General features: G+C 64.5%; 29 protein-coding genes. 10 read left to right on the top strand and 19 right to left on the bottom strand.

What is annotated here, in order from left to right; translation table 11 throughout:
* Nucleotide 1: 1 nt before the first annotated feature.
* Both WDC87_RS05735 and WDC87_RS05730 read right to left on the bottom strand, forming a co-directional pair.
* A complete protein-coding gene (locus WDC87_RS05735) occupies nt 2-952 on the bottom strand; it encodes an acyl-CoA desaturase (RefSeq protein WP_065178583.1) in 951 nt (316 codons plus the stop codon).
* Between the two features lie 81 nt (nt 953-1,033).
* Nucleotides 1,034-1,801: a hypothetical protein gene (locus tag WDC87_RS05730; RefSeq protein WP_031269076.1), complete on the bottom strand. Its 768-nt coding sequence runs from the start codon at nt 1,799-1,801 to the stop codon at nt 1,034-1,036.
* 131 nt (nt 1,802-1,932) lie between these two features.
* On the opposite strand from WDC87_RS05730, the gene WDC87_RS05725 reads away from it, so the two are divergent.
* From WDC87_RS05725 to WDC87_RS05715, 3 genes are read left to right on the top strand one after another with little or no spacing between them, the layout of a single operon-like run.
* Nucleotides 1,933-2,556 carry a sigma-70 family RNA polymerase sigma factor gene (locus tag WDC87_RS05725; RefSeq protein WP_053496654.1) on the top strand — a complete coding sequence of 208 codons (624 nt, stop codon included), beginning with the start codon at nt 1,933-1,935 and terminating at the stop codon, nt 2,554-2,556.
* Nucleotides 2,553-3,227 (top strand): ChrR family anti-sigma-E factor, encoded by a 675-nt coding sequence (locus tag WDC87_RS05720; RefSeq protein WP_065196721.1) that lies wholly within the window; start codon nt 2,553-2,555, stop codon nt 3,225-3,227. Before WDC87_RS05725 ends, WDC87_RS05720 begins: the two co-directional genes overlap by 4 nt.
* Nucleotides 3,228-3,240: 13 nt before the next feature.
* Nucleotides 3,241-3,933 carry an NAD-dependent epimerase/dehydratase family protein gene (locus WDC87_RS05715; RefSeq protein WP_088497513.1) on the top strand — a complete coding sequence of 231 codons (693 nt, stop codon included), beginning with the start codon at nt 3,241-3,243 and terminating at the stop codon, nt 3,931-3,933.
* Nucleotides 3,934-3,935: 2 nt separating this feature from the next.
* On the opposite strand, the gene WDC87_RS05710 is transcribed toward WDC87_RS05715, so the two are convergent.
* From WDC87_RS05710 to WDC87_RS05695, 4 genes are all read right to left on the bottom strand, one after another.
* The gene (locus WDC87_RS05710; RefSeq protein ID WP_252744482.1) at nt 3,936-6,335 is read right to left on the bottom strand and encodes a hybrid sensor histidine kinase/response regulator; all 2,400 of its coding nucleotides are present in this window, start codon (nt 6,333-6,335) and stop codon (nt 3,936-3,938) included.
* Nucleotides 6,328-6,795: a response regulator gene (locus tag WDC87_RS05705; RefSeq protein ID WP_005416517.1), complete on the bottom strand. Its 468-nt coding sequence runs from the start codon at nt 6,793-6,795 to the stop codon at nt 6,328-6,330. The genes WDC87_RS05710 and WDC87_RS05705 overlap by 8 nt, the downstream gene beginning before the upstream one ends.
* Nucleotides 6,792-9,032, bottom strand: a complete 2,241-nt coding sequence (locus tag WDC87_RS05700) for an ATP-binding protein (RefSeq protein ID WP_252744481.1) — start codon at nt 9,030-9,032, stop codon at nt 6,792-6,794. Before WDC87_RS05700 ends, WDC87_RS05705 begins: the two co-directional genes overlap by 4 nt.
* 115 nt (nt 9,033-9,147) lie before the next feature.
* Nucleotides 9,148-9,735: a biliverdin-producing heme oxygenase gene (locus WDC87_RS05695; RefSeq protein WP_172412153.1), complete on the bottom strand. Its 588-nt coding sequence runs from the start codon at nt 9,733-9,735 to the stop codon at nt 9,148-9,150.
* A 127-nt stretch (nt 9,736-9,862) separates the two neighbouring features.
* On the opposite strand from WDC87_RS05695, the gene WDC87_RS05690 reads away from it, so the two are divergent.
* A complete protein-coding gene (locus WDC87_RS05690) occupies nt 9,863-10,156 on the top strand; it encodes a hypothetical protein (RefSeq protein ID WP_088497482.1) in 294 nt (97 codons plus the stop codon).
* Nucleotides 10,157-10,172: 16 nt separating this feature from the next.
* On the opposite strand, the gene WDC87_RS05685 is transcribed toward WDC87_RS05690, so the two are convergent.
* Both WDC87_RS05685 and WDC87_RS05680 read right to left on the bottom strand, forming a co-directional pair.
* Nucleotides 10,173-10,658 (bottom strand): TspO/MBR family protein, encoded by a 486-nt coding sequence (locus tag WDC87_RS05685; RefSeq protein ID WP_072167008.1) that lies wholly within the window; start codon nt 10,656-10,658, stop codon nt 10,173-10,175.
* A 73-nt stretch (nt 10,659-10,731) separates the two neighbouring features.
* The gene (locus WDC87_RS05680; RefSeq protein WP_188241042.1) at nt 10,732-12,927 is read right to left on the bottom strand and encodes a hypothetical protein; all 2,196 of its coding nucleotides are present in this window, start codon (nt 12,925-12,927) and stop codon (nt 10,732-10,734) included.
* A gap of 133 nt (nt 12,928-13,060) precedes the next feature.
* Between WDC87_RS05680 and WDC87_RS05675 the strand changes: the two genes are divergently transcribed.
* The 3 genes from WDC87_RS05675 (at nt 13,061) to WDC87_RS05665 (ending at nt 14,814) form a co-directional block, all read left to right on the top strand.
* Nucleotides 13,061-13,540 carry a GNAT family N-acetyltransferase gene (locus tag WDC87_RS05675; protein ID WP_188241041.1) on the top strand — a complete coding sequence of 160 codons (480 nt, stop codon included), beginning with the start codon at nt 13,061-13,063 and terminating at the stop codon, nt 13,538-13,540.
* A gap of 71 nt (nt 13,541-13,611) precedes the next feature.
* A complete protein-coding gene (locus WDC87_RS05670; protein WP_252744480.1) occupies nt 13,612-13,971 on the top strand; it encodes a hypothetical protein in 360 nt (119 codons plus the stop codon).
* A 462-nt stretch (nt 13,972-14,433) separates the two neighbouring features.
* Nucleotides 14,434-14,814, top strand: coding sequence for a DUF3653 domain-containing protein (locus WDC87_RS05665; RefSeq protein WP_252744479.1), 381 nt, complete (start codon nt 14,434-14,436; stop codon nt 14,812-14,814).
* A gap of 36 nt (nt 14,815-14,850) precedes the next feature.
* Here the strand turns inward: WDC87_RS05665 and WDC87_RS05660 are convergent, their stop codons facing one another.
* The 10 genes from WDC87_RS05660 to WDC87_RS05615 form a co-directional block, all read right to left on the bottom strand.
* A complete protein-coding gene (locus WDC87_RS05660; RefSeq protein WP_252744478.1) occupies nt 14,851-15,279 on the bottom strand; it encodes a hypothetical protein in 429 nt (142 codons plus the stop codon).
* Between the two features lie 126 nt (nt 15,280-15,405).
* Nucleotides 15,406-16,035, bottom strand: coding sequence for a TraX family protein (locus tag WDC87_RS05655; protein ID WP_252744477.1), 630 nt, complete (start codon nt 16,033-16,035; stop codon nt 15,406-15,408).
* Nucleotides 16,032-17,228: a zonular occludens toxin domain-containing protein gene (locus WDC87_RS05650; protein ID WP_252744476.1), complete on the bottom strand. Its 1,197-nt coding sequence runs from the start codon at nt 17,226-17,228 to the stop codon at nt 16,032-16,034. Before WDC87_RS05650 ends, WDC87_RS05655 begins: the two co-directional genes overlap by 4 nt.
* Nucleotides 17,225-17,542: a DUF2523 family protein gene (locus tag WDC87_RS05645; RefSeq protein WP_099562421.1), complete on the bottom strand. Its 318-nt coding sequence runs from the start codon at nt 17,540-17,542 to the stop codon at nt 17,225-17,227. The genes WDC87_RS05650 and WDC87_RS05645 overlap by 4 nt, the downstream gene beginning before the upstream one ends.
* Nucleotides 17,543-17,544: 2 nt before the next feature.
* Nucleotides 17,545-18,582, bottom strand: a complete 1,038-nt coding sequence (locus WDC87_RS05640) for a virulence factor TspB C-terminal domain-related protein (RefSeq protein WP_252744475.1) — start codon at nt 18,580-18,582, stop codon at nt 17,545-17,547.
* A 487-nt stretch (nt 18,583-19,069) separates the two neighbouring features.
* Complete coding sequence (locus tag WDC87_RS05635; RefSeq protein ID WP_252744474.1) at nt 19,070-19,309, bottom strand: hypothetical protein; 240 nt, start codon at nt 19,307-19,309, stop codon at nt 19,070-19,072.
* 240 nt (nt 19,310-19,549) lie between these two features.
* The gene (locus tag WDC87_RS05630) at nt 19,550-19,846 is read right to left on the bottom strand and encodes a hypothetical protein (protein WP_099562418.1); all 297 of its coding nucleotides are present in this window, start codon (nt 19,844-19,846) and stop codon (nt 19,550-19,552) included.
* 72 nt (nt 19,847-19,918) lie between these two features.
* Complete coding sequence (locus WDC87_RS05625; RefSeq protein ID WP_252744473.1) at nt 19,919-20,668, bottom strand: replication endonuclease; 750 nt, start codon at nt 20,666-20,668, stop codon at nt 19,919-19,921.
* Nucleotides 20,658-20,840 carry a hypothetical protein gene (locus WDC87_RS05620; protein ID WP_130768067.1) on the bottom strand — a complete coding sequence of 61 codons (183 nt, stop codon included), beginning with the start codon at nt 20,838-20,840 and terminating at the stop codon, nt 20,658-20,660. The genes WDC87_RS05625 and WDC87_RS05620 overlap by 11 nt, the downstream gene beginning before the upstream one ends.
* Complete coding sequence (locus WDC87_RS05615) at nt 20,837-21,076, bottom strand: hypothetical protein (RefSeq protein ID WP_252744472.1); 240 nt, start codon at nt 21,074-21,076, stop codon at nt 20,837-20,839. The genes WDC87_RS05620 and WDC87_RS05615 overlap by 4 nt, the downstream gene beginning before the upstream one ends.
* 162 nt (nt 21,077-21,238) lie before the next feature.
* On the opposite strand from WDC87_RS05615, the gene WDC87_RS05610 reads away from it, so the two are divergent.
* Together WDC87_RS05610 and WDC87_RS05605 are read left to right on the top strand one after the other, a co-directional pair.
* The gene (locus WDC87_RS05610; protein ID WP_252744471.1) at nt 21,239-21,700 is read left to right on the top strand and encodes a DUF3693 domain-containing protein; all 462 of its coding nucleotides are present in this window, start codon (nt 21,239-21,241) and stop codon (nt 21,698-21,700) included.
* A 9-nt stretch (nt 21,701-21,709) separates the two neighbouring features.
* Nucleotides 21,710-22,090, top strand: coding sequence for a DUF3653 domain-containing protein (locus tag WDC87_RS05605; RefSeq protein ID WP_252744470.1), 381 nt, complete (start codon nt 21,710-21,712; stop codon nt 22,088-22,090).
* Nucleotides 22,091-22,155: 65 nt separating this feature from the next.
* On the opposite strand, the gene WDC87_RS05600 is transcribed toward WDC87_RS05605, so the two are convergent.
* On the bottom strand, nt 22,156-22,290 hold the full coding sequence (locus WDC87_RS05600) for a hypothetical protein (protein ID WP_336331290.1): 135 nt from the start codon (nt 22,288-22,290) through the stop codon (nt 22,156-22,158).
* On the opposite strand from WDC87_RS05600, the gene WDC87_RS05595 reads away from it, so the two are divergent.
* On the top strand, nt 22,283-22,656 hold a 374-nt coding region (locus tag WDC87_RS05595), incomplete at its 3' end, for a helix-turn-helix domain-containing protein (protein WP_336331288.1). The genes WDC87_RS05600 and WDC87_RS05595 overlap by 8 nt on opposite strands.

The raw sequence follows: 22,656 nt of genomic DNA, 5'->3' as shown, positions 1-22,656 counted from the left end.
GTCAGTACCTCGCCTTGGCCAGTACCCACTCGGGGATGGGCTTGAGCCCCCTCACCAGGCCCATGGCCGCCATTGCGCGCAGCCCGTACCAGGTCAGGTCGATCTCCCACCAGCGGAACCCTTGGCGGACGGTCCCAGGGAAGAAATGGTGGTTGTTGTGCCAGCCTTCACCGAAGGTAAGCAGCGCCAGCCAGAGGTTGTTGCGGCTGTCGTCACGGGTCTCGAAGCGCCGCCGGCCAAAACGATGGGCCAGCGAGTTGATGGTAACGGTGGCGTGGAACAACACCACGGTGGAAATGAAGAAGCCCCACACCAGCAACTGCGGGCCAGAGGTGTGCAGTCCGGGCGCCCAGCGCTCCAGGCCGGCGCCGAGTGCGTACAGCGCGGCAGCCAGCAATACCGGCACCGCCGTATCAAAGCGGTCCAGCCAGCGCAGTTCCGGGAAGCGCGCCAGGTCAGGCACGCGCGATAGATCCGTGGCGAATGCCTCGCGGGTGAGGAACCAGCCCATGTGGCTGCGCCAGAAGCCGCCTTCGCGCGGCGAGTGCGGGTCCAGCGGTTGGTCGGCATGCCGATGGTGATGGCGATGGTGGGCCGCCCACCACAGCGGCCCACGTTGCACGCTGGACGCGCCGATCACCGCGAACACGAATTGCACCGTTCGCGATGCCTGGAACGTCCGGTGCGAGAAGTAGCGGTGGTAAAAGGCGGTGATCGCAAACATGCGCACTGCGTAGAGGGCTGCGGCGACGATCACTGCCGTCCACGAGATACCTACCCAGATCACCGCGATGCAGGCCAGGTGCATCAACGCGAACGGTACGGCGCGCAGCCAGTCGATGCGTCCGGGCTCGCCAGCGGCGTGGTCTGCAGCGCTGCCGGTGTCGACCCAGCGCTTCAGGGTGCGCAGCAGGCGCCAGCGTCGGCGGGGGAGGGGCGCTACAGAGGCCATGGCGGATCTCGGCGGGTGTCGTGTCTTCCTCTACGCAGCAGTGCGCGCAATGGATGCGGCCGACTGTGGAAAATTCCGGCTTCACTTGGGCATCACGCTGCAGCGTTCGACCAGCGGTTGCGCCCAGGCCTGTTGCCATTCGCTGGCGGGCCGCTCGGCCACCGGCGAGCTGAAGCGCACCGTGACCTGTGGGTAGGTGCCGCGGGTATCGCGCAGGTTGCTGGTTCCGCGGAATTCCAGCAGGCGGCGGTCGGCGCTGGCATAGACCAGCGACAGGCGCGGCGCGATGCCGCCGTACCACGTGTCCAGACTGACCTCGATGGCCTGGGCGTCGATGCCCTGCCAGCGAACAGGGCCGGTACGCCGCACCTGCACCGGGAAGAAGCGCTGCCGCCCCGGCACCAGGAAGGGCAGGCTGATGCGTTCACCTCGCAGCAGCGCTGGCCAATGCTGGCGCACCGCGGCGTCGAAGCCCGTGTCGATCACCGCATCCGGTGCCAGCTCAAGCCGACGCTGACGCAGCTCGCTGGCGGCATCTTCTTTCCAGGCGATCGACACCGACTCGCCACTCGCGTCGACTTCAGCGGTTTGCCCACTACGGCTGTCCTGCAGCGAATAACCCCGGGCCTGCGGGCGGGCGCTGGCCGGCAGATGCTTGCGGGCGAAGGGGCGGCCATCCGGGCACTGATAGAGCACCCAGCGCTCGGCACCCTCCGATGGGCCGCGCCGCCAGTGCACTTCACGATAGAGCAGATCGCCCTGCGCCGAGGTGGCCACGCCCTCGTTGCGCAGCCAGGGCGCCGCCAGCGCGGCATGGGGCAGGCACAGCAGCAGCCAGGCAGTGCGCATGGTGTTCATCCGGTCGGGAGGCTCAGGTCATACGGCGGGCGCGGCTGCTTGGATGCACAGTGCCTGCTGCATCCAATGGCCGCCCCTGCGCGTAGAGAGGACAGACCTTCACATGCCCGCCGCTCACGCAGATGTACCCTGACGCTGCCAGCACCCTCCTCAACTTCGATACCGCACGCACCGTGTCCAGTTCCCAGCAGCCCAGCAGCGAGCCGACGAACTGGGCCGATGACATGGACAGTGTGGCGCGGCTGCGCGACCGCGACTGTTTCATGCGGATCTATGACTACTTCATGCCGCGGCTGTGCGTGTATCTGCGTGGCCTGGGGGCACCCGACGCCGTGGCCGAGGAAATGGCGCAGGAGTGCCTGCTGCGCCTGTGGTTGCGGGCGGCCGAGTATGATGCGGCCCAAGGCGCGCTGAGTACCTGGCTGTACCGGATCGCGCGCAACCTGCATATCGACCGCATCCGTCGAGAGCGCAGCTGGATGCAGGTGCAGGCAGCGGTGGAAGACGCCGCGGCGGTGGAAATGATCGAGCGCAGCAGCGCCGAGCAGTTCGCCGACCAGGCGCGCCTTCGCCAGCGCATCAACGAGCTGCCCGCCGTGCAGGCGAGGCTGGTGCGGATGTCCTATTTCGAGGCGAAGAGCCACAGCGAGATTGCCCAGGCGCTGGGCATGCCGCTTGGAACGGTAAAGTCACACCTGCGACGTGCGTTCCTGCAACTGCAGGCCAAAGTGGGAGGTGCGCTGTGAATCCGCATCACCACCTGCACGAATCCACGCTGATGAGCTATGCCGCCGGCGCGCTGCCGGCGCCGTTGAGCATCGTGGCCGGTGCCCACCTCGAGCAGTGCCCCCACTGCCGGCAGCGCCTGCGCGATGCCGAGGCGATCGGCTCGGTGCTGCTGGAGCAGACCCAACCGCCCGCGGCCGACGCGCGTCGCGAGCAGTTGCGCGAGGCCATGCTGATGCAGCTGGCCTCGGACGCGCCGAGCGCCATCGCCGGAGCCAGGCGCCCGGTGCCGAGGGAGCGGCCCGAGGCCGATCCGGACCATCTGCCCGCCTCGTTGCATCCTTACTTCGGCGCTTCGCTCAGTGCCCTGCGCTGGCGCTGGATGGCGCCCGGCGTGCACTGCATCAGGGCTGAGCAGATGCCCTCGCTGATCATGCTGAAGATTGCCCCGGGCAAGTGCCTGCCGATGCACAGCCATGGCCGCAGCGAACTGACCCACATCCTTCGAGGCTCGTACAACGACGCGCTGGGGCTGTTCGCGCCGGGCGACGTGGCGGACCTGGACGAGGAGGTGGAGCATCAACCGGTAACTGCACCCGGTGTTCCCTGCATCTGCGTGTCAGCGCTGGACGCGCCGTTGGTGTTCAGTGGCTGGTTGGCGCGGAAGATCCAGCGTTTCGTGAAACTCTAGCGTGGGTGCGACCATGACCGGGAAAGGTGCGTTGAGGATTCTGTTGACCGGTGCTGCGGGCCTGGTGGGGCAGGGTGTTGCGCTGGCCTGCCAGCGCTCGCCGCAGGTGGCCCACCTGACTGCCCTGGTCCGCAGGCCGGGCAGCCTGAACGGGCCTGGCAGCGAACTGATCGTCCCCGATTTCCTGCATATGCAAGGCCGGCATGAGCAACTGGCCGGCTTCGACGCATGCTTCTACTGTGCCGGTGCGCCACCGGTCGGCACGGCAGAGGCCGAGTATCGACGCGTGACCCTGGACATCACGCTGGCGGTTGCACGCGCCTGGGCGGCGGCGAATCCCGAGGGGCGCTTTCTATATGTATCCGGTGCGGGTGCGGATCCGCAGAGCCGGGTAATGCCGCTGAGGGTCAAGGGCGAGACCGAAGTGGCATTGCAGGCCCTGCCGGTGCGCTCGGTGATGCTGCGCCCAGGAGGCGTTCGTCCGGTACCGGGTACCGGCACCCGTCATGCAGTGCTGAAGCCGCTGTACTGGGGCGGTGCGCCATTGATGAAACTGGTCGGCGCGGTCGCGCCTTCGCTGGTGACGAGCAATCTGGCACTGGGCCAGGCGATGATTGCCTTGGCCGCCAGGGAGCATCCGCCGGGCACGGTGGAATGCGCGGACATCAACCGGATCGCGGCCGGCGGGCGCGATCCGGCGTCCTGACCTCAGTGTGGCGCTGCCTCCAGCGCGGTGCGCACGGCCGTCGCCAGATCACTTCGGGTGAACGGCTTTGGCAGCAGCGCAACGGCCCGGCCCTGGCTGCCCACCTGGTCGTGGTCACGGGGATAGCCCGACGTGAACAGCACGGCGACCTCCGGCCAGCGTTCACGGACTTCCCGCACCAGCTCCCAGCCCGACATGCCGGGCATCACCACGTCCGAGAACAGCAGGTCCACCCTGGTATCCGGGCGTTCCAGCAGCCGCAGTGCGGAAGGGCCGTCGTGGGCTTCCAATACCCGGTAGCCCAGCAGCCGCAGTGCATCCACCGTGTGGGCGCGGACATCGTCGTTGTCCTCGGTCACCAGGATGGTTTCCTCGCGCGGCGAATAGCCTGCCAGGCCGGTCTGCGGAGTGCGCGCCTCGCTGGGCAACGGCAGCAGTGAACGCGGGAACATCATGGTGATGCTGGTGCCGCCGCCTTCCACCGAATCGATCAGCACGTGGCCGCCTGACTGCTTGACGAACCCGTGCACCATCGACAGGCCCAGGCCGGTGCCACGGCCAACCTGCTTGGTGGTGAAGAAGGGTTCGAAGACCCGGGCGAGCGTCGCCGCATCCATGCCGTGGCCGTTGTCGCGCACCCGCAGCATCACGTACTCGCCCGGCGTTGCATCCGGGAACAGTGCGGCGTAGTCGTGGTCGAGGTGGCTGTTGTCGACCTCGATCACCAGTCGGCCGCCGTGCGGCATCGCATCGCGGGCATTCACCGCCAGGTTCAGTACAGAGGCCTCCAGCTGGCTGACGTCGATCTCGACGCACCAGATGTCCTCGGCGCTGCGGATCTCCAGCTGCACCAGCTCACCCAGCGCACGCTGCAGCATGTCGTGCATGTCCAGCAGGCGCTCGTTGAGGTTGGCGGCCTGGCTGCGCAGCGGCTGGCGGCGGGCAAACGCCAGCAGGCGCTGGGTCAGGCTGGCGGCACGGCCGACACCCTTCAGTGCATTGTCCAGCGCACGGCTCACCATCGCTCCGGGTTCGCCCGCGCGCTCGCTGAGCAGCATGGCGTGCTCGACGTTGCCTGAGATGACCGTCAGGATGTTGTTGAAATCATGTGCGATGCCGCCGGTGAGCTGGCCGACCGCCTCGATTTTCTGCGACTGGCGCAGCGCATGCTCAGCCTGCACGCGCGCGGTGGTTTCCACGGCCTCGGAGACCACAGCGGTGACCACGCCCTCCGGATCGAGTAGTGGACGGAACGAGAAATCAAAGCTGCGCCGCCCGGTCGGTAGTTCCAGTTCCAGCGCATGCAGTGAACTGCGGCCCTGTACCGCTGCGGCCACGGCCCGATCGATCAGCGCTGCGATGCCCTCGGTGGTGCCGAACCAGACCGATTCGGCGAAGCGTTGGCCAACGACGTCCTTCTTGTCTGCCAGCACCGCGGCCAGTGACGCGTCATTGGCATCGACCACGCGTCCAGACAGATCCAGCAGCACCTGGTGCTGGAAACTGGATTCGAAGATCGCCTGCAGGCGCCGCTTGCTGGCGCGCAACTCGGCCGTGCGTGCCTGTACCTGCTGCTCGAGCAGCTGGTTGTCTTCGCGCAGGGCCAGCTCGGCCTGTTTCAGCAGCGACACGTCGCTGCCCAGGCAGATATACCCGGCCACGCTGCCATCGGCGGCATGCTCAGGCACGCAGTCCATCTGCACGAATCGTGATTCGCCGCTGCGATGGATCAGTTCGGCCTGGAAGCGGGTGCGCTCGCCCTGTAGTACCCGTTCCAGGCTGGGCAGGGCGTGCTCGAAGGCGGAAATGCCGCTGACATCCCGAGCCGACCGACCCAGCAGTTCTGCAAGGCTGAATCCATGCCAGTCCAGGAACGCCTTGTTGGCAAACCGGTAGCGATGGTCCTTGTCCAACTGGGCGATCAGCGCCGGGACGGCATCGGTCACCTTCTGCAGCTGGGCCTGGCTTTCGTTCAGCGCGGCCTGCGCATTGGCCAGCTGGATACGCTCCTGCGCCTCCTGGCGGGCGCGGCGGATCGCATCTGGCAAGCGTTGCAGGCGTTGCTTCACCACATAGTCGCGGGCACCGCGCGTGAGGGCCTGTACCGCCAGTTCCTCGGTCAGGGTGCCGGAAACAAAGATGAAAGGCGTCTGCGGCACGCACTCGCGCGCCAGGGCGAGTGCTGCGTCACCATCGAAGCCTGGCAGGACATGATCGGCGAGGATCACGTCGAACGGGCGGTTTTCGATGGCCTCGATGAACGCGTTGCGGGTCCACAGGCGCTCGGCCTCGAAATCGAGGCCGGCACGCTGCAGCTGGGCGCTGATCAGCTCCGCATCAAGCGCGCTGTCCTCCAGCATGAGGATGCGCAGGCGCTCGCTGCGGCGCGATCCATCACGCATTGCGCTGCCCCGAACCGTTGGGCCGATGCGGTGGCGGCTGGTTGGTGATGCCCCAGAACATGCCCAGGCCCTGGATGGCGTCGAAGAATTCCTTGAAGTCGACCGGCTTGACCACGAATGCGTTGACGCCCAGTTCGTAACTGCGCACCAGATCCTGCTCTTCGCGCGAGGAGGTCAGCATCACAACCGGGGTGCTGCTCAGGTACGGGTCGCCACGGACCTGCTCCAGTACCTCCAAGCCATTGACTTTGGGCAGCTTCAGGTCCAGCAGCACGACCACCGGGCCGCCGTGCATGGCACCGGCGAACTTGCCTTCGCAGCGCAGGTAATCCAGCGCTTCGGCGCCGTCGCGTACATGGATGACATCGTTCAACAGCTGGCAGCGCTCAAGCGCGGCCATCGTCAGCTCTGCATCCTTGGGGCTGTCCTCTACCAGGAGGATCGGCCGCAGGTCCCTCATGGGTGTTCTCCTGTGGAGCGGGGTAGGGTGAAGTGAATGGTCGCGCCCTTGCCGGGCTCGCCCTCGGCCCAGGTACGGCCGCCATGGCGGCCGATGATGCGGCGTACGTTGGCCAGGCCGATGCCGGTGCCTTCGAATTCTTCCACATGGTGCAGGCGCTGGAACACACCGAACAGCTTGTCGACGTAACGCATGTCGAAGCCGCAGCCGTTGTCGCGCACGAAGAAGTGATCTTCGTCGTCGCTGCGGTCGTGCCCAATCTCGATCATCGCGTGCTCACGCTCGCGGGTGAACTTGATCGCGTTGGCCAGCAGGTTCTGCCAGACCAGGCGAAGCATCGTCGGGTCGGCTTCCACCTCCGGCAGCGGCGCGAGCGTCCACTGCACGTCGCGGCCGGCGTAATCCAGCGCCAGGCTCCGGCGCACGTCCTCGGCCAGCGCAGCCATGTCCAGCCGCACCCGCCCCAGCGTGGAGCGTCCCATCTGCGAGAAGCTGAGCAGGTCATCCACCAGTGTGCCGGCGGACTTTGCCGAATCGACGATCGTATCCAGGAAGCGGCGCTCGGTCTCGTTGAGGCGGTCGCCCGCCGAGCTGCCAAGCAGCTCCGAATAGCCCACGATGTGGCGGAAGGGGGCGCGCAGGTCGTGGCTGACCGAATAGGAAAAGGCTTCCAGTTCCTTGTTGCTGCGCAGGAGCTGCTCGTTCAGTTCCGCCATCTCCTCGGCCTTGCGCAGCACGATATCGACGATGGCCGTGCGCATCTCGTGTGCCGCATCGCAGTCGGCGTCGGTCCACGGCAGGCTGCGCTGCCGCACGGTCTCTTTCCAGGCGTCGAAGGAGCTCCGCGGGGAGAGTGCGACGCCGGGCGCTGCGGTCTTGCGGGGGTCTCCCCCCCAGCGCACGGTTCGCACCACCTCCGGCCGGAACCACATCAGGTAGCTGTCATGCAGCTGCGAAATGGACACTGCCAGCAGGCCGCTGGCTACATCGGCCAGGTGCGCGGCAGGCGACCAGTCGGCGGCAAGGTGGTCGGTGCAGTAGGTTTCCTGCCCGGCCTGCCGGGTAGCCAGCCAATCGGCCAGGGCCAGCACGTCGCTGGCCGGTGGGCACTCACCCACGCGCATGCAGTCGCCCTTGTGCACGATGGCAGCCCCGGCCGCGCCGGTCAGCGACAGCAGGCTGCCTTCGTCCTGGCGCAGGGCCGCCATGAATTCTTCGTCGCCGGCCATGCGGCCCAGCAGCTTGACCAGTATCGAGCGACGCGCGACGCGTTCTTCAATCGCGAGCGCGCGCTCCTTCAGTGCAATCTGCAGCGACAGGATCTGGCCCATGAACTCGCAGGCGGTACGCACGTGGTAGGGCAGGCGGCGTGGCTGCACGGTGTGGCAGGACACCAGGCCCCATAACCGCCCCTCATGTACCAGTGACACCGACATCGACGCCCCGGTCCCCATGTTGCGCATGTACTGAAGATGCACGGGGGACACGCTGCGCAGCACGGCCAGGCTCAGGTCGGTCGGTGGCGCCTCGCGGTGGTCTTCGGCCCGCATCAGCGGGGTAGGGGTATAGTTGTTGTCCGCGATCAGGCGCACCCGGTTCCGGCGGTACAGTTCGCGGGCCTGTGCGGGAATGTCCGACTCGGGAAAGCGCAGGTCCAGGTAGGACGGCAACAGGCCATTGCCATCTTCGGCCACCACGATGCCATTCCAGCCAGCATCGAATTGATAGACCAGGGTGCGGTCAAAGCCGGTGAGCCGCCGCATGTGCGCGGCCGCAAGCCTGCACAGGTCTTCCACCGTCGCTGCCGATTCAATGCCGGTCATCAGCTCGCGGATGGCTGGATACAGTTCTTCCAGCGAGCCGGGCTGGCCGGGAACCGGTGCTTCCAGCTCGACCAGAAGATCCGTGGCGGAGCGGTGCACCAGCAACTGATGGCGGCCGTGCCCATCCAGGTGCACGGCACCGACATGCGCGCTGCTGCCCACCGTCGCCTGTTGCAACACGCCCTGGAACGGTGCCAGCACGCCGCCCAGCACTTCACTGACGTGCTGCATCAACGGTTCGCCGAACTGCTTCAGCAGCCCGGGGTGGCTGATGGCGCGCTCGCGTACCTGCAGGGACTGCGGTTCAACGATCAGAAGCACACCGTAGGGCTGGATCGCGCCAGGGGTGTGGATCGGTTCGCGCGCGCAACGGGACAGGGCAGTGTCGTGCGCGGATTCGGCAGGAGGCGTCAAGGGCGGGACTCATGATTCGTGGATGGCTGGAACGGCCCAGCACTGCATCCGGTGTGCATGAATGGTGAAGCAAAAGCGTGCCGCCGCATACCACCACGTGAATGTGAAGGGGCTTTCATTCAAACCTGAATTCTTCATCTACGCAGCGACGGATGAACTGGAAGGCGTCTGTCGCGCCCCTGCATGCCTGTGCGCGCTCTTGGCCACTTAAAACGAGCGCATCCAGTTCCTCCCGCTCGCGTCTCCAGTACTCAGCCACACCGAGCTCGGAAGGACGCAGGTGGCGCGCCCCGTACCCGGCATGAAGCTGCAACGCAGCGGCCATCTTCAACAGCACGGACGCTCCCAGCGTCGAGCCCTCCGCCACGTAGCGCCAGCCCAGAACGGTCGCTTTCGAGAATGCTTGAGGCTGCGGTTGCCAGGCATGGGGTACCGGCATGGAAGCGCCGAGGTCGCGAAGATCCTCCTCGATCAGCGGCAAGCGGGTCGCGCCCGGATCCTGCATCCGGTACAGCGGCGCAACGGCGCTATGGAAGTGCCATTGCACGCGCAGGAAGCAGAGGTAACGCTGGCGCGACGCGAAGATGTGTTGCTGCAACAGGTGCTGGTCGAGGCGATCGTGGGCCGCTCGGGTGTGCGCTTTCAGGGCGGCGCTGAGGGCAATGGGGTGATCGGGTTGTGCTGGCAATGTGGATGTAGGCATCGGCGCGCACCCTAGCAGATTTCGATGCAGAGACCGGTGCAGGTTTCGCGGCCAGCACATCTGCGCTGCACGCCAGCTAGACAGCGGCTGCCCTACGGTGACTGCAATTCCAACAGATGCCACGCCCGTGAACCTGCAGACCGCACCCGCGCCCCAGTACCGCATGCTCCCTGACAGCTGCCAATTTGAATTGCTGGATGTGGATGCACTGCAGGATCCAGCCAGTGGCCGGCTGCTGCACCTGTACTCGCTGGTAGCGCGTTGCCTTTCCTGCGAGACGATCTTCAAGGCAGAAGAAGGGCAGGGCCTGGTCAGCCATACTGCAGCGCGAGTGGTGCGGTGCCCCACCGGTTGCGGGCAGCAGGCGTTCAAGCCGGCCCTGCTGCGGACCTGGTGCCCACAGGCCGTGGCCCAGGCATGAACGCTGGATCCGCGTGTCACAGCAGCCCTGGATTGGCCCGCCAGACGGCGAAGTTGAGCGCCGAGGCGAACAGGATCCAGGCGAGGTAGGGAAGCAGCAGCACTGCCGCGGCCGGGCGGGTACGCGCAAACGCGACGATCGTCGCGCACACCAACACGATCAATACAAGAATGTCGGCGAAGGCAAGCGCGCCCAGCTTCCAGCCGAAGAACAGCCAGCTCCACAGTGCGTTGACGGCCAGCTGCACCAGATAGAGCAGCAGCGCGGGTCGTGCCCCGCGCCAGCCACGTTCGCGCCAGACCAGCCACGCGGCAACCGCCATCATGGCGTAGAGCAGCGTCCACACCGGACCAAAGACGCTGGCCGGTGGCGCCCATGCCGGAAGCGTGAGGGTAGCGTAGAAGCTTGCCGCGGACGTGGACGCCCATGCCCCCAGCGTGGCCGCGACGAAAGTAATTGCCACCCATCCCAGAAATCCGGAAACCTGTGAACTCCGCTTCATAGCGTGCAGCTCCCTGATGCTTGTGCTGCCTGTCTACGCACAGGGGCAGCGAACGGATGCAGGTTGCTGGCCTTCAATCTGAAGAACCGACGGCACCCGCTCCCTCGCTCGCTGGCAGCAGGGAAGGTCGCTGGTCAAACCACTCCCTTGCTTTCGCCAGGTGCCATTGGCGCTGGTCACCGTCCAGCTCGATGCCCGCACCCAGCAGCCCCCAGCGCAGGTAGAGATCACCGCGCTTGCGCTGGTCGAGCAGATCCAGCCGCGCGCGTACCGAAAGCCGATCGTTCTCGGCCTGCAGTCCATCGATGATCAGATGGCCCGGGCGCCAGCGCAGCGTCGCCCGTGCCTGCACCTGGCCGGAATCCAACAGCGACAGGGTCCAGCGCGGGTAGTCGGTACGCTCTGCGAACAGTGCAAGCAAAGGGCGGGCATCGCTGAGATCCAGATCCGTGGTGGCATCGACCTGGAAGGGCGACTGCGCGTCGATGCGGCCACGCTTGAAGGCCACGCGGCCTTTCCATGGGCTTGTTTGCTCTGTATCCGCCACCTGCACATTGCGCAGCTCGACGGTGGTGCCGGACAGATCGAAATGACGCTGATTGAAGTCACCGCGGCGCAGCGTTGCCTTCACGTCGACGTCGCCGCCCATGTCCAGCCCTGCCACCTTGGCGCTGGCATTGCGCCCCAGCAGCCGGGCAGTGCCGTGGCCGACGCGTCCATCGGTGTCGAGCGTGGCATCGCCGCTCAGGCTGCCGGTGCCACGGAGCAGCCGCACCTGCGGCGAGCCCAGGTAACGGTTGTAGGCGGCCAGGTCGGGAATCGTTGCTTGGCTGAAGCGCAGGTGCGCGCGGACACCCTTGCGCAGCTCCTGCAGGCGACCATCACCGGTCAGGTCCAGGGCCAGATCACGGCCGTCGAACAGGCGCACGTCCTTGGCATCGGTTGGCCGAGCAGTGAATCGTGGCAGCCGGACAGCCAGCTGTGCCTGGCTGGGGCTGCCGGCCTTCAGTTCGCCATGGGCGCTGGCCGTGCCGGCCAGGCGTACGCCGGCGACTTCGGCCACGGCTTCGGCGGCCGGAATGTCCACGGTGCTGCCTTCGATCAGTTCGCCGTTGCGCACGCGCAGGTCCGCCTTCAGCGTGCCGCCGCCGTCCAGCTGCAGCCACGGCTTGCGAACGAACAGGGCAGGGATCCAGTTGAGCGAAGTGAACGTCCATTCGCCGCGCACTGTGCCGGAGCTGCGTTCCAGCAGCTGGGCGGGCTGCTGGAAGGGAACGTTCCGGCCACTGATGTGCAGATCGGCATCCACTTCGCTGCCTGAGCCGGGCTTTGGCGGCAGGCGGGCCTGCAGGCGCAGGTCGTTGGACACATTGAGCTGCAGGGCCAGCACGCCGCGATTGGGGGCGCCGTCACCCAGGTAGAGCGGCACCTGCCAGATTGCGCGGTCCCCGGGCTGCAGCTGGCCGTCAATCAGGTGCAGCGCCAGCTGCAGGCGTCCGGGCACGGGCGCGCTGGAGATCTTCGGCGTTGTGGCATCCGTGTCCATGCGCAGGCCCTGGCTGCGGGCGTCGACCTCGAGCTTGGCATGCAGCAGCTTCAACTTGGCCAGACCGGGCGCCTGGTCCCGATAGTGGCGCGGATAGCTGAAGCGCGCGGTGAGATCCATGTCGCCCAACAGCTGCACGCCGTCAAAACTGGTGTCCGCATCGCTGAACGCCACCTCGGATTCGAAGAGCTCCGACGGCCCGCCGCGCAGCTGCTTGAGGAAGCCCACCGTACCCCGGCCCTTGCCAATGATCAGCAACTTGCCAAAGCGTGCGCTGCGGATGCTGTTGCTGTGGATGGCGTCGAAACGGAGCGTCCAGCCGCGGTCGCTGCGCGGCGGTGGCGGGATGGCTTCTTCGACGCGGCTGATCTCGGCGGAAACCCCCGTCGCCTGCAAGCGCGGAACCCGTACCTCGCGCTGGAACAGGGGCAGTACCGCCAACCGGGCGCTGGCGCGCTCGGCATGCAGCACGTAGACCGTGTGGTTCACGTGGCCGCGCATGTGCACGTTCCAGGCGATGACATGGCCGGGCAGCAGCGTGATGGCCGGGCCGGTGGTCATCACGAACTTGTGCGGCTTGCGGTTGGTGAACTGATCGAACAGCGGGGTATTGAGGAAGATGTTGCCGGCCAGCAGGTACAGCAGGTAGATGCCCAGCAGGACGTAGGCGGGAACGCGCCACCGTCGAAGCCGGTGCGGGATGTGCACGGAAACAGGAGGCATCTACTGCTCTGAGGGCTGAAATTCCCACAACTATTGCGGAGCCGATGGCGGTGGCGCGTGAAGCAGCCATGGGGCAGGGGCTGGATTCTGGTAGTGTCCGGCCTGGTCACCACCACAGATCTGCAGGAGACGCATGGAGATCCGGCCCGCCCGTGCAGGCGATTTCGACGCGATGTGGGGCATGTTCAAGACGGTCATTGCGGCGCAGGATGCGCTGCCCTTTGCCGGCTCTTTTGAAGTCGAAACGTTTCGCGCGCATTGGCTCCTGCCGCAGACACCTTATGTGGCCGTTCTGCAGGGCCGGGTTGTGGGCATGTACAAGATGGGCCCGAATTTCCCTGACCTTGGGGCGCATGTGGCCAGCGCCACGTATGTGGTGGATGCGCCGGCACAAGGGCAAGGTGTGGGCCGGGCCCTGGTGGAACACAGCCTGGAGCGGGCGAGGGCGGAAGGATTCCTGGCCATGCAGTTCAATTACGTGGTCAGTACCAATGCCCCGGCCGTGGCGCTGTACCGGAAGCTGGGGTTCGATGTGGTGGGAACGCTACCGAAGGCGTTCCGGCATGGGACGCTGGGCTTGGTGGATGTCTTTGTGATGCACAGGTTCCTGTGATGCGATGCGTTGGTCGCACGTGGTCGGCGATATCCAGCCGAGGCTGGCTGCACAATTCCTGAGGATGTCCCTTGAATCCATTGGTACAGTTTTTGCTGAGTCTGCTGGCGGGCGCGTTCCTCTTTCTGTTGGCTGTGGGGCACGACTACTGGAAGCGCCTGCGTTGGCTCTTCGGATGGGATCCCAATCTGGGCCATGAATCTGCAGACAAGCTCATTTCCATCGCCAACAGGACGGTGCTTGGTGACGGCCGCCTTGCTGTTGGTCTGGGCGGTGACAGGCCCATCCCCGTACCGGAGGAACTGGGAGATGGAGGTTTGGGGTTTGGCGGCCGGCACGTTGATTGCGTATGTGGCGCTCATCCTCAGCGCATCGACGCGGGCCCGCGCCTAGATGGCATGGAGCTCGCCGGCATGGAACGAGCCGAATAGCGTGACGCGTCACGACCAGTGAGTGGCTACGGCTGGGGTGCCAGAACGCGCTCCTGAGGCCTCGGTCGTTGGTGCCGAATCGGCGAAAGCGCTCTTGCCAGGCTGGCGTCCAGCCACGGCAAGATCAGCGGCAAAACTACCCCCGCAAAGCCGTCTTTACCGGCCACTGTCAGATCCGCAAGATCCTTTGCCATTCCTGCAGAGGTTGAGGGAAGCCCAAAGGGCGGTTGGCAGTGATCGAATCACTGACAATCAGGCCGGCGCCTGGAGTGGATCAGGGGCGTGATTGGTGAAGCCTGGATCGGGCAATGGCGTAATGAACATAATATACATTATGCGAAATTGTATCAGGCGCTTCGGTCAGCGCTGGTCCTCCTTCGTCGGCTCCGCCTGGCAATGGCTGGGCCTCTGGCTCGGGTCTTGCCTGCGTCCTCAATCCCCGGCCAAGGATGAGATCGCGGCATGATTGAGTTCGACCCGCACCACCGTATCGACTTGACCGGCCCTTGGGCCGGTTTTTCTTTCCTCGGTGATCGCCTGATCACGCCCGAAGGACGCGAGCTACTGCCGGAAGATCTGGCCTGGCTGTCGCTCACCGCCTGCCAAGCGCAGGAATGGCGCCGGATGATGGAAGCTGCACGTTCGGCGCCAGATTCCCATTGCTCAATACGTGGGAACAATCGTGCTGCAGTCGCGTGGGATCGTCCTGCCACTGTCGTCAATCTGCGGGACGTGGTGAGCCGGCGCAAACAGCGGTCGGCGGTGGCAATGGCTGGTCCTGACGCCGAGCCACCAGCGGCAGACCTGCTGATACCGGGGCCGATGCCTCGCCAGCGCGTGTAAGGCGCTTCCGTAGGGGCGCTGCCCCTACACCCCGAATCATTGCTCCCGGCAGCGCTGCCAGCCACCAGCAGGCGACGAGACCTGCGACCAGCCATTGGGAAGCTTGCGGAATGCCTGCCCACCGATACAGGCGAAGCCTGAGCGTTTGGCAGCATCGGAACCGAGCGGAGGAAGTGAAACGACACTATCCGAAGGGCCAGGGCGACCGGCGCGGCGCGCCTCATCTGACAATGTGCGCGCCTCAATGCGCTCGCAATAAGCCTTCATTGCAGGGTGCGGGTGATTCGGCCACGCCAATTCTTGGCAGTTGAAAGGCGTCGTGGTCTTTGCCATCGAGTTGTGCGCCGCCTTGGGCGCTGCCGGAATGGGCTTTGGCGCGGGACCTCTCGCCGAATGAATCTGCTGCGCTGACACTGCACCGGTGACGGCCAGCAATACGCACATCGCCCCAAGTCGAATATCCATATTCCCCTCCAGATTCGGGGGGATAGTACCTGATTTCAGTTATTTGCGTGACGCATCACGCCCTGCGCCGCGAGAAAGCCCAGTCCATCCACCGAGCGAACCAGTAATGAAGGTCAAAGTGTCTGCTCATGCTGCGACTATAGCGGCAAGCACGACCAAAAGTGCCAGGTGGCCCACGTAGTAGGCATAGAAGGCCCGTCCGGACCTCGGGATAGACCAGTCGAAGTGAGCCAGGCGCAACGCCGGCAGCGCCAGCAGTGCCCAGCCATTGCCGTTGTAAGCGCAGACAAGCCCCATACAGCCCCACACCAACCAAGGGCGACCGCCCCGCCCTCGATACCAATGCCAGGCCGCCAGAACGAGCCACACGCCCGGCCAGGCGTAATCCAGGGCAACAGGAGCCACAATTCCCAGGAGCGCAGCAAGAGCCCACTGGCGACGTTCCAAAGCCCAGATACAACCAGCCGCAGCGGCGAAGGTAAACAGCACGTTGAGCGGCAGCACCTGGCCGAATGCCAGCATAGCCGCGGGAGTGGCGACCAGGCCCCAAGCCGCCAGGCGCCGTGCTGATTTCCCAGCGTCGGCGCCGTCCTGCGCGAGGTTGTAGGCCATGACAAGGGCGAACACCGGGAACGCAACCCGGCCAAGCTCGGACACCACCGGCACGTAACCAAGCCCGAACACCGTCAACACGTGATCGCCGGTCATCAGCACCAGGGCAAGCCACTTCAACAACTCGCGTCCGCCGCTGGTCATAGCTTGTTGGGTCCGGGTGGAGTGGTCATGTAGGTAGTAGTCGGATGTGGCTTGGACTCAGGGAAGCTGCCCACGGCCCGCTCCACATGCTCCAGGGCAACACCACCACCCTGCCCTCTATTCGCAATGTCACCGCGAGCGCGCTCCATTTGGGAAGGGCCATCGACGTAACGATCATTGCGCTCGTCACGGAACGGCTCGTACTGCCCATGCCGTGCAATAAGTCGACAAGTGGGTTCATCGGCCAGCTGATACCTGGTTCCCTGCTCGGTGACGCATGTGCAACTTGGTTCATCAATGTTGCCCTGAGCATTGGGCCCGCCGAGCGAAGACATGCAGAACAATCGCGGAGCCTCGCTGGGAAGGTTGATGGCGCTGTCGTAGGCCGGTGCACTCCACGGCTCGGATGGGATGCGCGGCATGAATTGATCGACGTACTCCCGAATCGTTTTCGTGCCTCTCGCTCCGCCTGCACCGCCCGCCGTCGCTGACGCTCCGTCAGGCGGTGCATGCGCGCTCTGTGCACTCGGCGCTGGGGGCGTAGCCGTGCCACCTCCTAACCGCTCCCCCATGTTGCCGAAGGTGTAGTACATCAGCCCCAGGCCACCTGCCACCGCAATTGGCAGCGCGATGTAGTACCAGGGAATCTTCCGCTCGGTGGTGTCGAGCTCGGTGGACTTGTAAAGCCCCATCGGGCGCTTGGGAAGCGCCTTGCGCTTCACAACCAGCGGCGTCGCCTTCTCGGCCTGCGCCTCAAACCGGTCGAACTCACGCAGGTGAACGAACTTCGTGCCAAAGCGACGACGCACGTGGACATGCCTCTCAATGAGGTCGTGCACGAACTGATCGCACTGCTTATCGGGCGATTGGCTGATGAAGATGAAGTCCAAACCGCGATGACGATGCTTCGCAAGCTGTTCGACGTGATGCGGCACCTTAGACCCCGGTGGCCGCTTCGGAAGCATGTTGTGCTCGTACGCCTCATCGACCAGGGCGACGGCACCATCAGGGAGGAAGTTCGGCCAGTCACGGAACTGCTCTGGCGTCATCTCCAAAACACCCGCCTTGGCATAGTCGAACTCGCGAATGTTGCAGGCATACACCGCCCTACCCTGATCCTTGAACTCCAACAGCCGGTCAATGCCGTGCAGCGTCTTTCCGTGACCAGGTTGGCCGGTATACCAATAGATCATGACCCGGCCCCCAGCTGATCGGCCACTGCCTTCGGCACGATGAACACCTTCCAGGTAAGCCGAACCGTCAAGGCCGAGAGAATCATCGACATCGCAGTACCGACGCCCAGGTAACCGAGAAGCTCCTGCGCCGGGCCACTGATGCCGCCGATGTACTGCAGCACGAACGCCTTGAGATTCGGTAACACTGCATTGAACGTCACCGTGGTAAGGCCGAACGTCGCAAGGATGCGGGCGAAAATCCCCGCTGCCGCATCCTTCAGCGTGCCGACCAGCAGCACGACCGCCTTAAGAATCCATGTCCAAACCATCATGATCAGAACCCCCAACCCATCAGGATTTTCAATGCAACGAACGCGGCGAATATCTGAATTAGCCCGCGCAGAATCGCCGCCGCTTGGCAGAAGTACGGGAAGTCAGCGCCACTGATCGTCTGGCCCATCAGCTTGAACGTGGGCGGTGTGGGGCACGATCCGCCGCCGAACATATTGCTCGTATCGAGCAATCCGGTTGATACCCCAATACCCCATTTCTTGGCACCCTGGACGTCGGTTGCACTATCGCCAATCGGAGCAGGATCCCCGCTACCTTCCAGCACATCCGGCACGCCATTGCCGTTGGCATCGGTGTTGTTGCCCGGCGTCTCGGTCTTCCCCGCAGCGAGCTTCTCCAGCGCGCACGCTGATCGCCATTGCATCAACAGCCCCGCGTACTCCATCGCGTTGCATTTCTCGCCAGTGCAGGTGGGCATACCTGCCTGCGAACAATGACCGCCGCTGATGTTGTTATTACGACGCGTGTTGCAGTCGATGCGCCACTGAATTCGTGCCTGCCCACACATGATCGGCGAGCCGCTACACGAAGGGGGCGACGAACACGTATCACCACCTGAGAAAGAATCCTTATCGTCCGGCCCGGTCGAATCAGGTTCGCCATCATTGTCCTTATCGCGCTTACAGGTACCGTCAGGCCCTCGAACCTCTCCCGCTGCGCACGAACCATCGCCGGGGATGCATTGACCCGAAGGGCTGCGGATCATGCCAGACGGGCATTCCTCATCCTTCTTTTTGCAGGAACCCGCGACCAATGCCATGCCATCCGGGCAAGGCTTCTCATTGGCACAGGCGTTGCCGACCTTGACCTTACCTTCCGGGCACTCCGGTTCCACCGGCTGGCACACGCCCAACATGGCATTCCAGACCATGTTCCGACCGCCCGCCGTGCAATCCGGTTTGCCATCGCAAACCTTGCCGGTAGCGCTATAGGTGGTGGTGTCGTCGCCGTTGTCACGGTACTGGAACTCACAGCCCTCGCGGCATCGAGTTGAGCCGGACGGTGGAAAGAACGGCGTCACTCCACCGGTCTGACTTGAACACTCCTGACCCTGAGGCCAGGTGCGCGTGCGCGTCTCCCACTGAGGGCCTTGATTGGCACAGGGAGTGACATACGCGGTGTACGCAGTTGCGCCACCCGCACGCTTGACGCCAGGACACCAAACACCCGGCGATCCCGCGTTCGACGACTGAGCTACCGCCCTCGCCACAGCCCAGGCTGCGGCATACGCCTTGCCCTCATCCGGGCATTGACTGCTGGACACGTCCTTCGACGTTGAACATGGGTAGACCTGCGCATGCACAGTCGGCGCAAATGCAGCGCATCCTGCCAGTACCAGGATGATCGTAACGACCCAGCCGTATCTATGCGCGAGCATCACATGCCCTCGAATGCGAGCCAGCACGCGCCGCAGACCGCGATAATGATGAAGTACCCCATGACCCTTCTCCCAATAAAAAGGGGGCGAACGTTGCCGCGCGCCCCCTGCCCCGTCCAGGACGCCCGCGTTAGCGAGCCTTCTTGACGTAGCCCCACAGGATGATCGCGCCCAGGATCACCGCCGCAGCAGCAACCACCAGCATCACATCGGCCTTGCCACCCGACAGCTCGCCGGCAATGGCGGCGCCCGGCGAACCCGAACCGCCCGATGCCAGGGCGGCACCGGATGCCATCAGGGTAGCGACACCGGCACTGACCTTGGCCGGGACGGAAGCGCCGATACGGCGCAGGTTGTTCTTCAGTTCCATGGTTTTCCTCGTCATTTCAGTAGACCCCTAGCCGCGCCGCGCGGAACACGAGACGCGCTTTCAACCCGATTGCCCAAACGCCAACGATGGCCGCCGCGACAAGGGTTCCATCAGCCACATCAAGGGGTGGAAGAATGGGCTGGTGGTACGGCATCCAGACCGGCACCGAACACGTTCCGTCCTGCTGCACGTTTTCCGCAGCACAACCGACAACGTAGAGAGGTGCCGGGCCAGACATGATCAGGCCGCCTTCGTGGTGGGCTGCGGCTTAGCACCTGCCGGATCAACCAGCGTCATACGGCGAGCCAGTTCCACGCCGAAGCGACCCGGAACAAGATCGGTGGTGACGTCCCACTCCTTCACCGCACCAACCGGATAGCCCTTGTCCAGGCCATCCACTTCAACTTCAATTTGGATGCGCATGGCTTCGGTTTCGAGCGTTGCGCGCTGGCTGTACACAGGCTTCTGCATGCCGGTCTTGGTGGTGACAGTGCGGGTTTCGACATTGCTGTTGATCGTGATCTTGGGAGCGTTCATCGGTCTGTTCCTTTTGGCTTCGTGTGAGATTGGTCGTTTCGAGGTCGGCAAATTTCGGGCGGTACTGTGGGGTCAAGCTAAGTCCCCCCCTACCCCCCCGCAGGGAGACGTGGTGGACCGCTTGTTGCCCCGTTGCGCGATGCTTGCATCAGTCCGCCCGGTGACCAGGTGTCGCCCTGGCCGGTCGGATCGCGTGTTGCTGTGGCCTGCGATCAAGGCGTCTTGCTCTGGGCGGCGCGTGTAGTCGATGGGCGGCGGGTTCCATGCCCCGAAGTTCCGCGAGAAATCGACCACACCGCCTTTCGTGACGTACTTGCTTACGTAGCCGGTAATGTCTGCCTGGCTGCGCGGCGCTTCGATGCGATTACGACCGAACTCCCGGTACCACCATTCGTGCCACTCGTAGCGGCTGGCGAGGCGGTTGAGGTCATCGGTAGGTGCAGCTGCAACGGCGTGGAAGTGCAAGCGGCCATCACGGTGGAACTCCTGCCCTCGCGCCCACTGAATGCCGCCGTGCCAGCGCGAGGCCCACTTGGGACCGTAGATACTGCGATTGAGGCAGCTGACGAAGTAGCGGAACGCTTTATCAGCCGCTTCCTCGTGCATGCCGCCTGTTCGACTGGTCTTGCTGAGCTTGAACGTGAGCGTCCAGAACTGTTGCCAGGGAACGCGCTGGAGTAGCTCGGCGTATCCCTGCGCTTGGTAATCAACGTGCCGCAGCTGGTGCAGCAATTCAGCGTCGCATCCGATGCCCGGAGGGTCTGTAGGCTGCCCCCGCACAGGTAGCACGGACTGTTGGGGTAGTGATTCGTCATGACCCATTGCCCTTCCGCCGCTGCAACCAGTGCCGAAGCGTGAGCCAGACATGCTCAATCAGAATCGAAAGGAGCGCGCCCAGGAGAACAACGCTGATGAGGATGGCGACAGCAAGTAGGCCCGTGTCATCGCGCATCACATCCAGAAATTCAATAAAAGTTGGAGCTGCCGTGTTCATGCGACTCGCTCCTGTTCGTCGGCGAGCTCGGCAGCGGCTAGCAGATTGCCGCGCTTCGTGGCCTCGATTTCCAGGCGACGCAGATGAGCGACCGACTGCGCAACGTATTGGCTTTCGCGCATAGCGCGACCGGCGGAATCCGCACGCCGGTCAACACACCACGAAACGAGTTTGGCTAACCCCAGCAAGACGGCTGCGATGCAACCCAGCAGCACGGCTGAAACAAGTGCGTCCATGTGCCCTACCCCTCCCCAAGCCCCAAGGGGACCCGCCAACGACCTTGGGGTGTCGATGGCGGGGCCGTCTATATCGGTAGATGGCAGGGGCAAAGTACACGACTACAGCGCTAGACGTCAACAGCTGTAGTCTACGGCTCTAGACAGGTGCCGGAGAGTGACATGGATTGGGCCGATTTCTTTGAGAAAACACGAGTTGCGGCGGGTGCAGAGAGCTTCGCCAAGCTGGCTCCGAAGATCGGCGTCACCGATGGTGCAATCTCACATTACCGCGTGGGCCGAAGCGTTCCCCAGGTCTGGGTTGTTGCAGATTGCCTGCGTATCCAAGGGCATCCGACACCTGAAAAGGCGGCGGTTGAAATCATGCGTGCGGAGGCGCGGACCTCAACCGAACGGACCTTCTGGAAGCGTCTGGCCGCGACCGCTATGGCGCTCTGCTTGGCTGTCGGCTTTGCCCTGCCCCACAAGGCTCAGGCGGCCGTGCCGGGCTTCGATAACGGCCACGTTGTATACATTATGCGAAATGCTGTATCGGACTGTGGCCGCGTTCGTGTCCTCGGCGTGGCAATGGCTGGGCCTTTGGCTCGGCTCTTGCCTCCGCCCTTCGTCCCCGGCCAAGGATGAGATCGCGGCATGATTGAGTGTGACCCGCACCACCGTATCGACTTGACCGGCCCTTGGGCCGGTTTTTCTTTCCTCGGTGATCGCCTGATCACGCCTGAAGGCCGCGAACTGCTGCCCGAGGATCTAGCCTGGCTGTCGCTGACCGCGTGTCAGGCTCAAGAATGGCGGCGAATGATGGAAGCTGCACGCTCGGCGCCGTCGATCGACAGTTCCAGAAATGCATGCAATCGCAGCGCCGGTACTCGCTTTCATCCCGCCACTGTGGTTAATCTGCGGGACGTGATGAGCCAGCGCCAACAGCGGTCGACGGTGGCGATGGCTGGTCCTGACGCCGAACCTACGCCAGGTGTCCTACCACTTGCGGGGCCGATGCCTCGTCAGCGCGGGTGAAGCGTTTTACGTAGGGGCGCTGCCCCTACACCCCCGCTCGTAGCCGAGCATCCCGTAGTCCACCATTACCCTGCGCTGTTGGCGCGCATCCAGAACTGACCCACTTTCGGCGGTGATGCGCGGGTAAAACTGACCCACCTGAAGCCCACATCCTGAGCATCTTTTGCTCGGGGGATTTCAGGAGTGATCACCATGGTCATGTTGGCCAAGATCCGGCGGATGCATTTCCGCGATGGCCTGCCGCTGCGCGAGATCGCCAAGCGCACGGGCCTATCCCGCAATACCATCCGGCGATGGCTGCGCAGCGGCCAGTCCGAGCCGGTCTATCCCAGGCGAGCCTCGCCCTCCCGGCTCGATCCCTACCGGTCCCAGTTGGAGACGTGGCTGCGTGCCGACAGCCATCGTCCCCGGCGGGAACAACGCACCGCCAAGGTGCTGTTCTCGCAGTTGCAGGCGATCGGCTATCCGGGCACCTACACCCGGGTGACGGCCTTCATCCGCCAGTGGAAGGCGGCCGGCGGCGCCAGCCGCCGCCCGGCCTTCGTGCCGTTGCACTTTCCTCCGGG

The organism is Stenotrophomonas maltophilia group sp. Smal12 (genome assembly GCF_037079935.1).
Taxonomy (GTDB): domain Bacteria; phylum Pseudomonadota; class Gammaproteobacteria; order Xanthomonadales; family Xanthomonadaceae; genus Stenotrophomonas; species Stenotrophomonas sepilia.
This window is presented reverse-complemented; position numbering and strand designations above follow the sequence as displayed.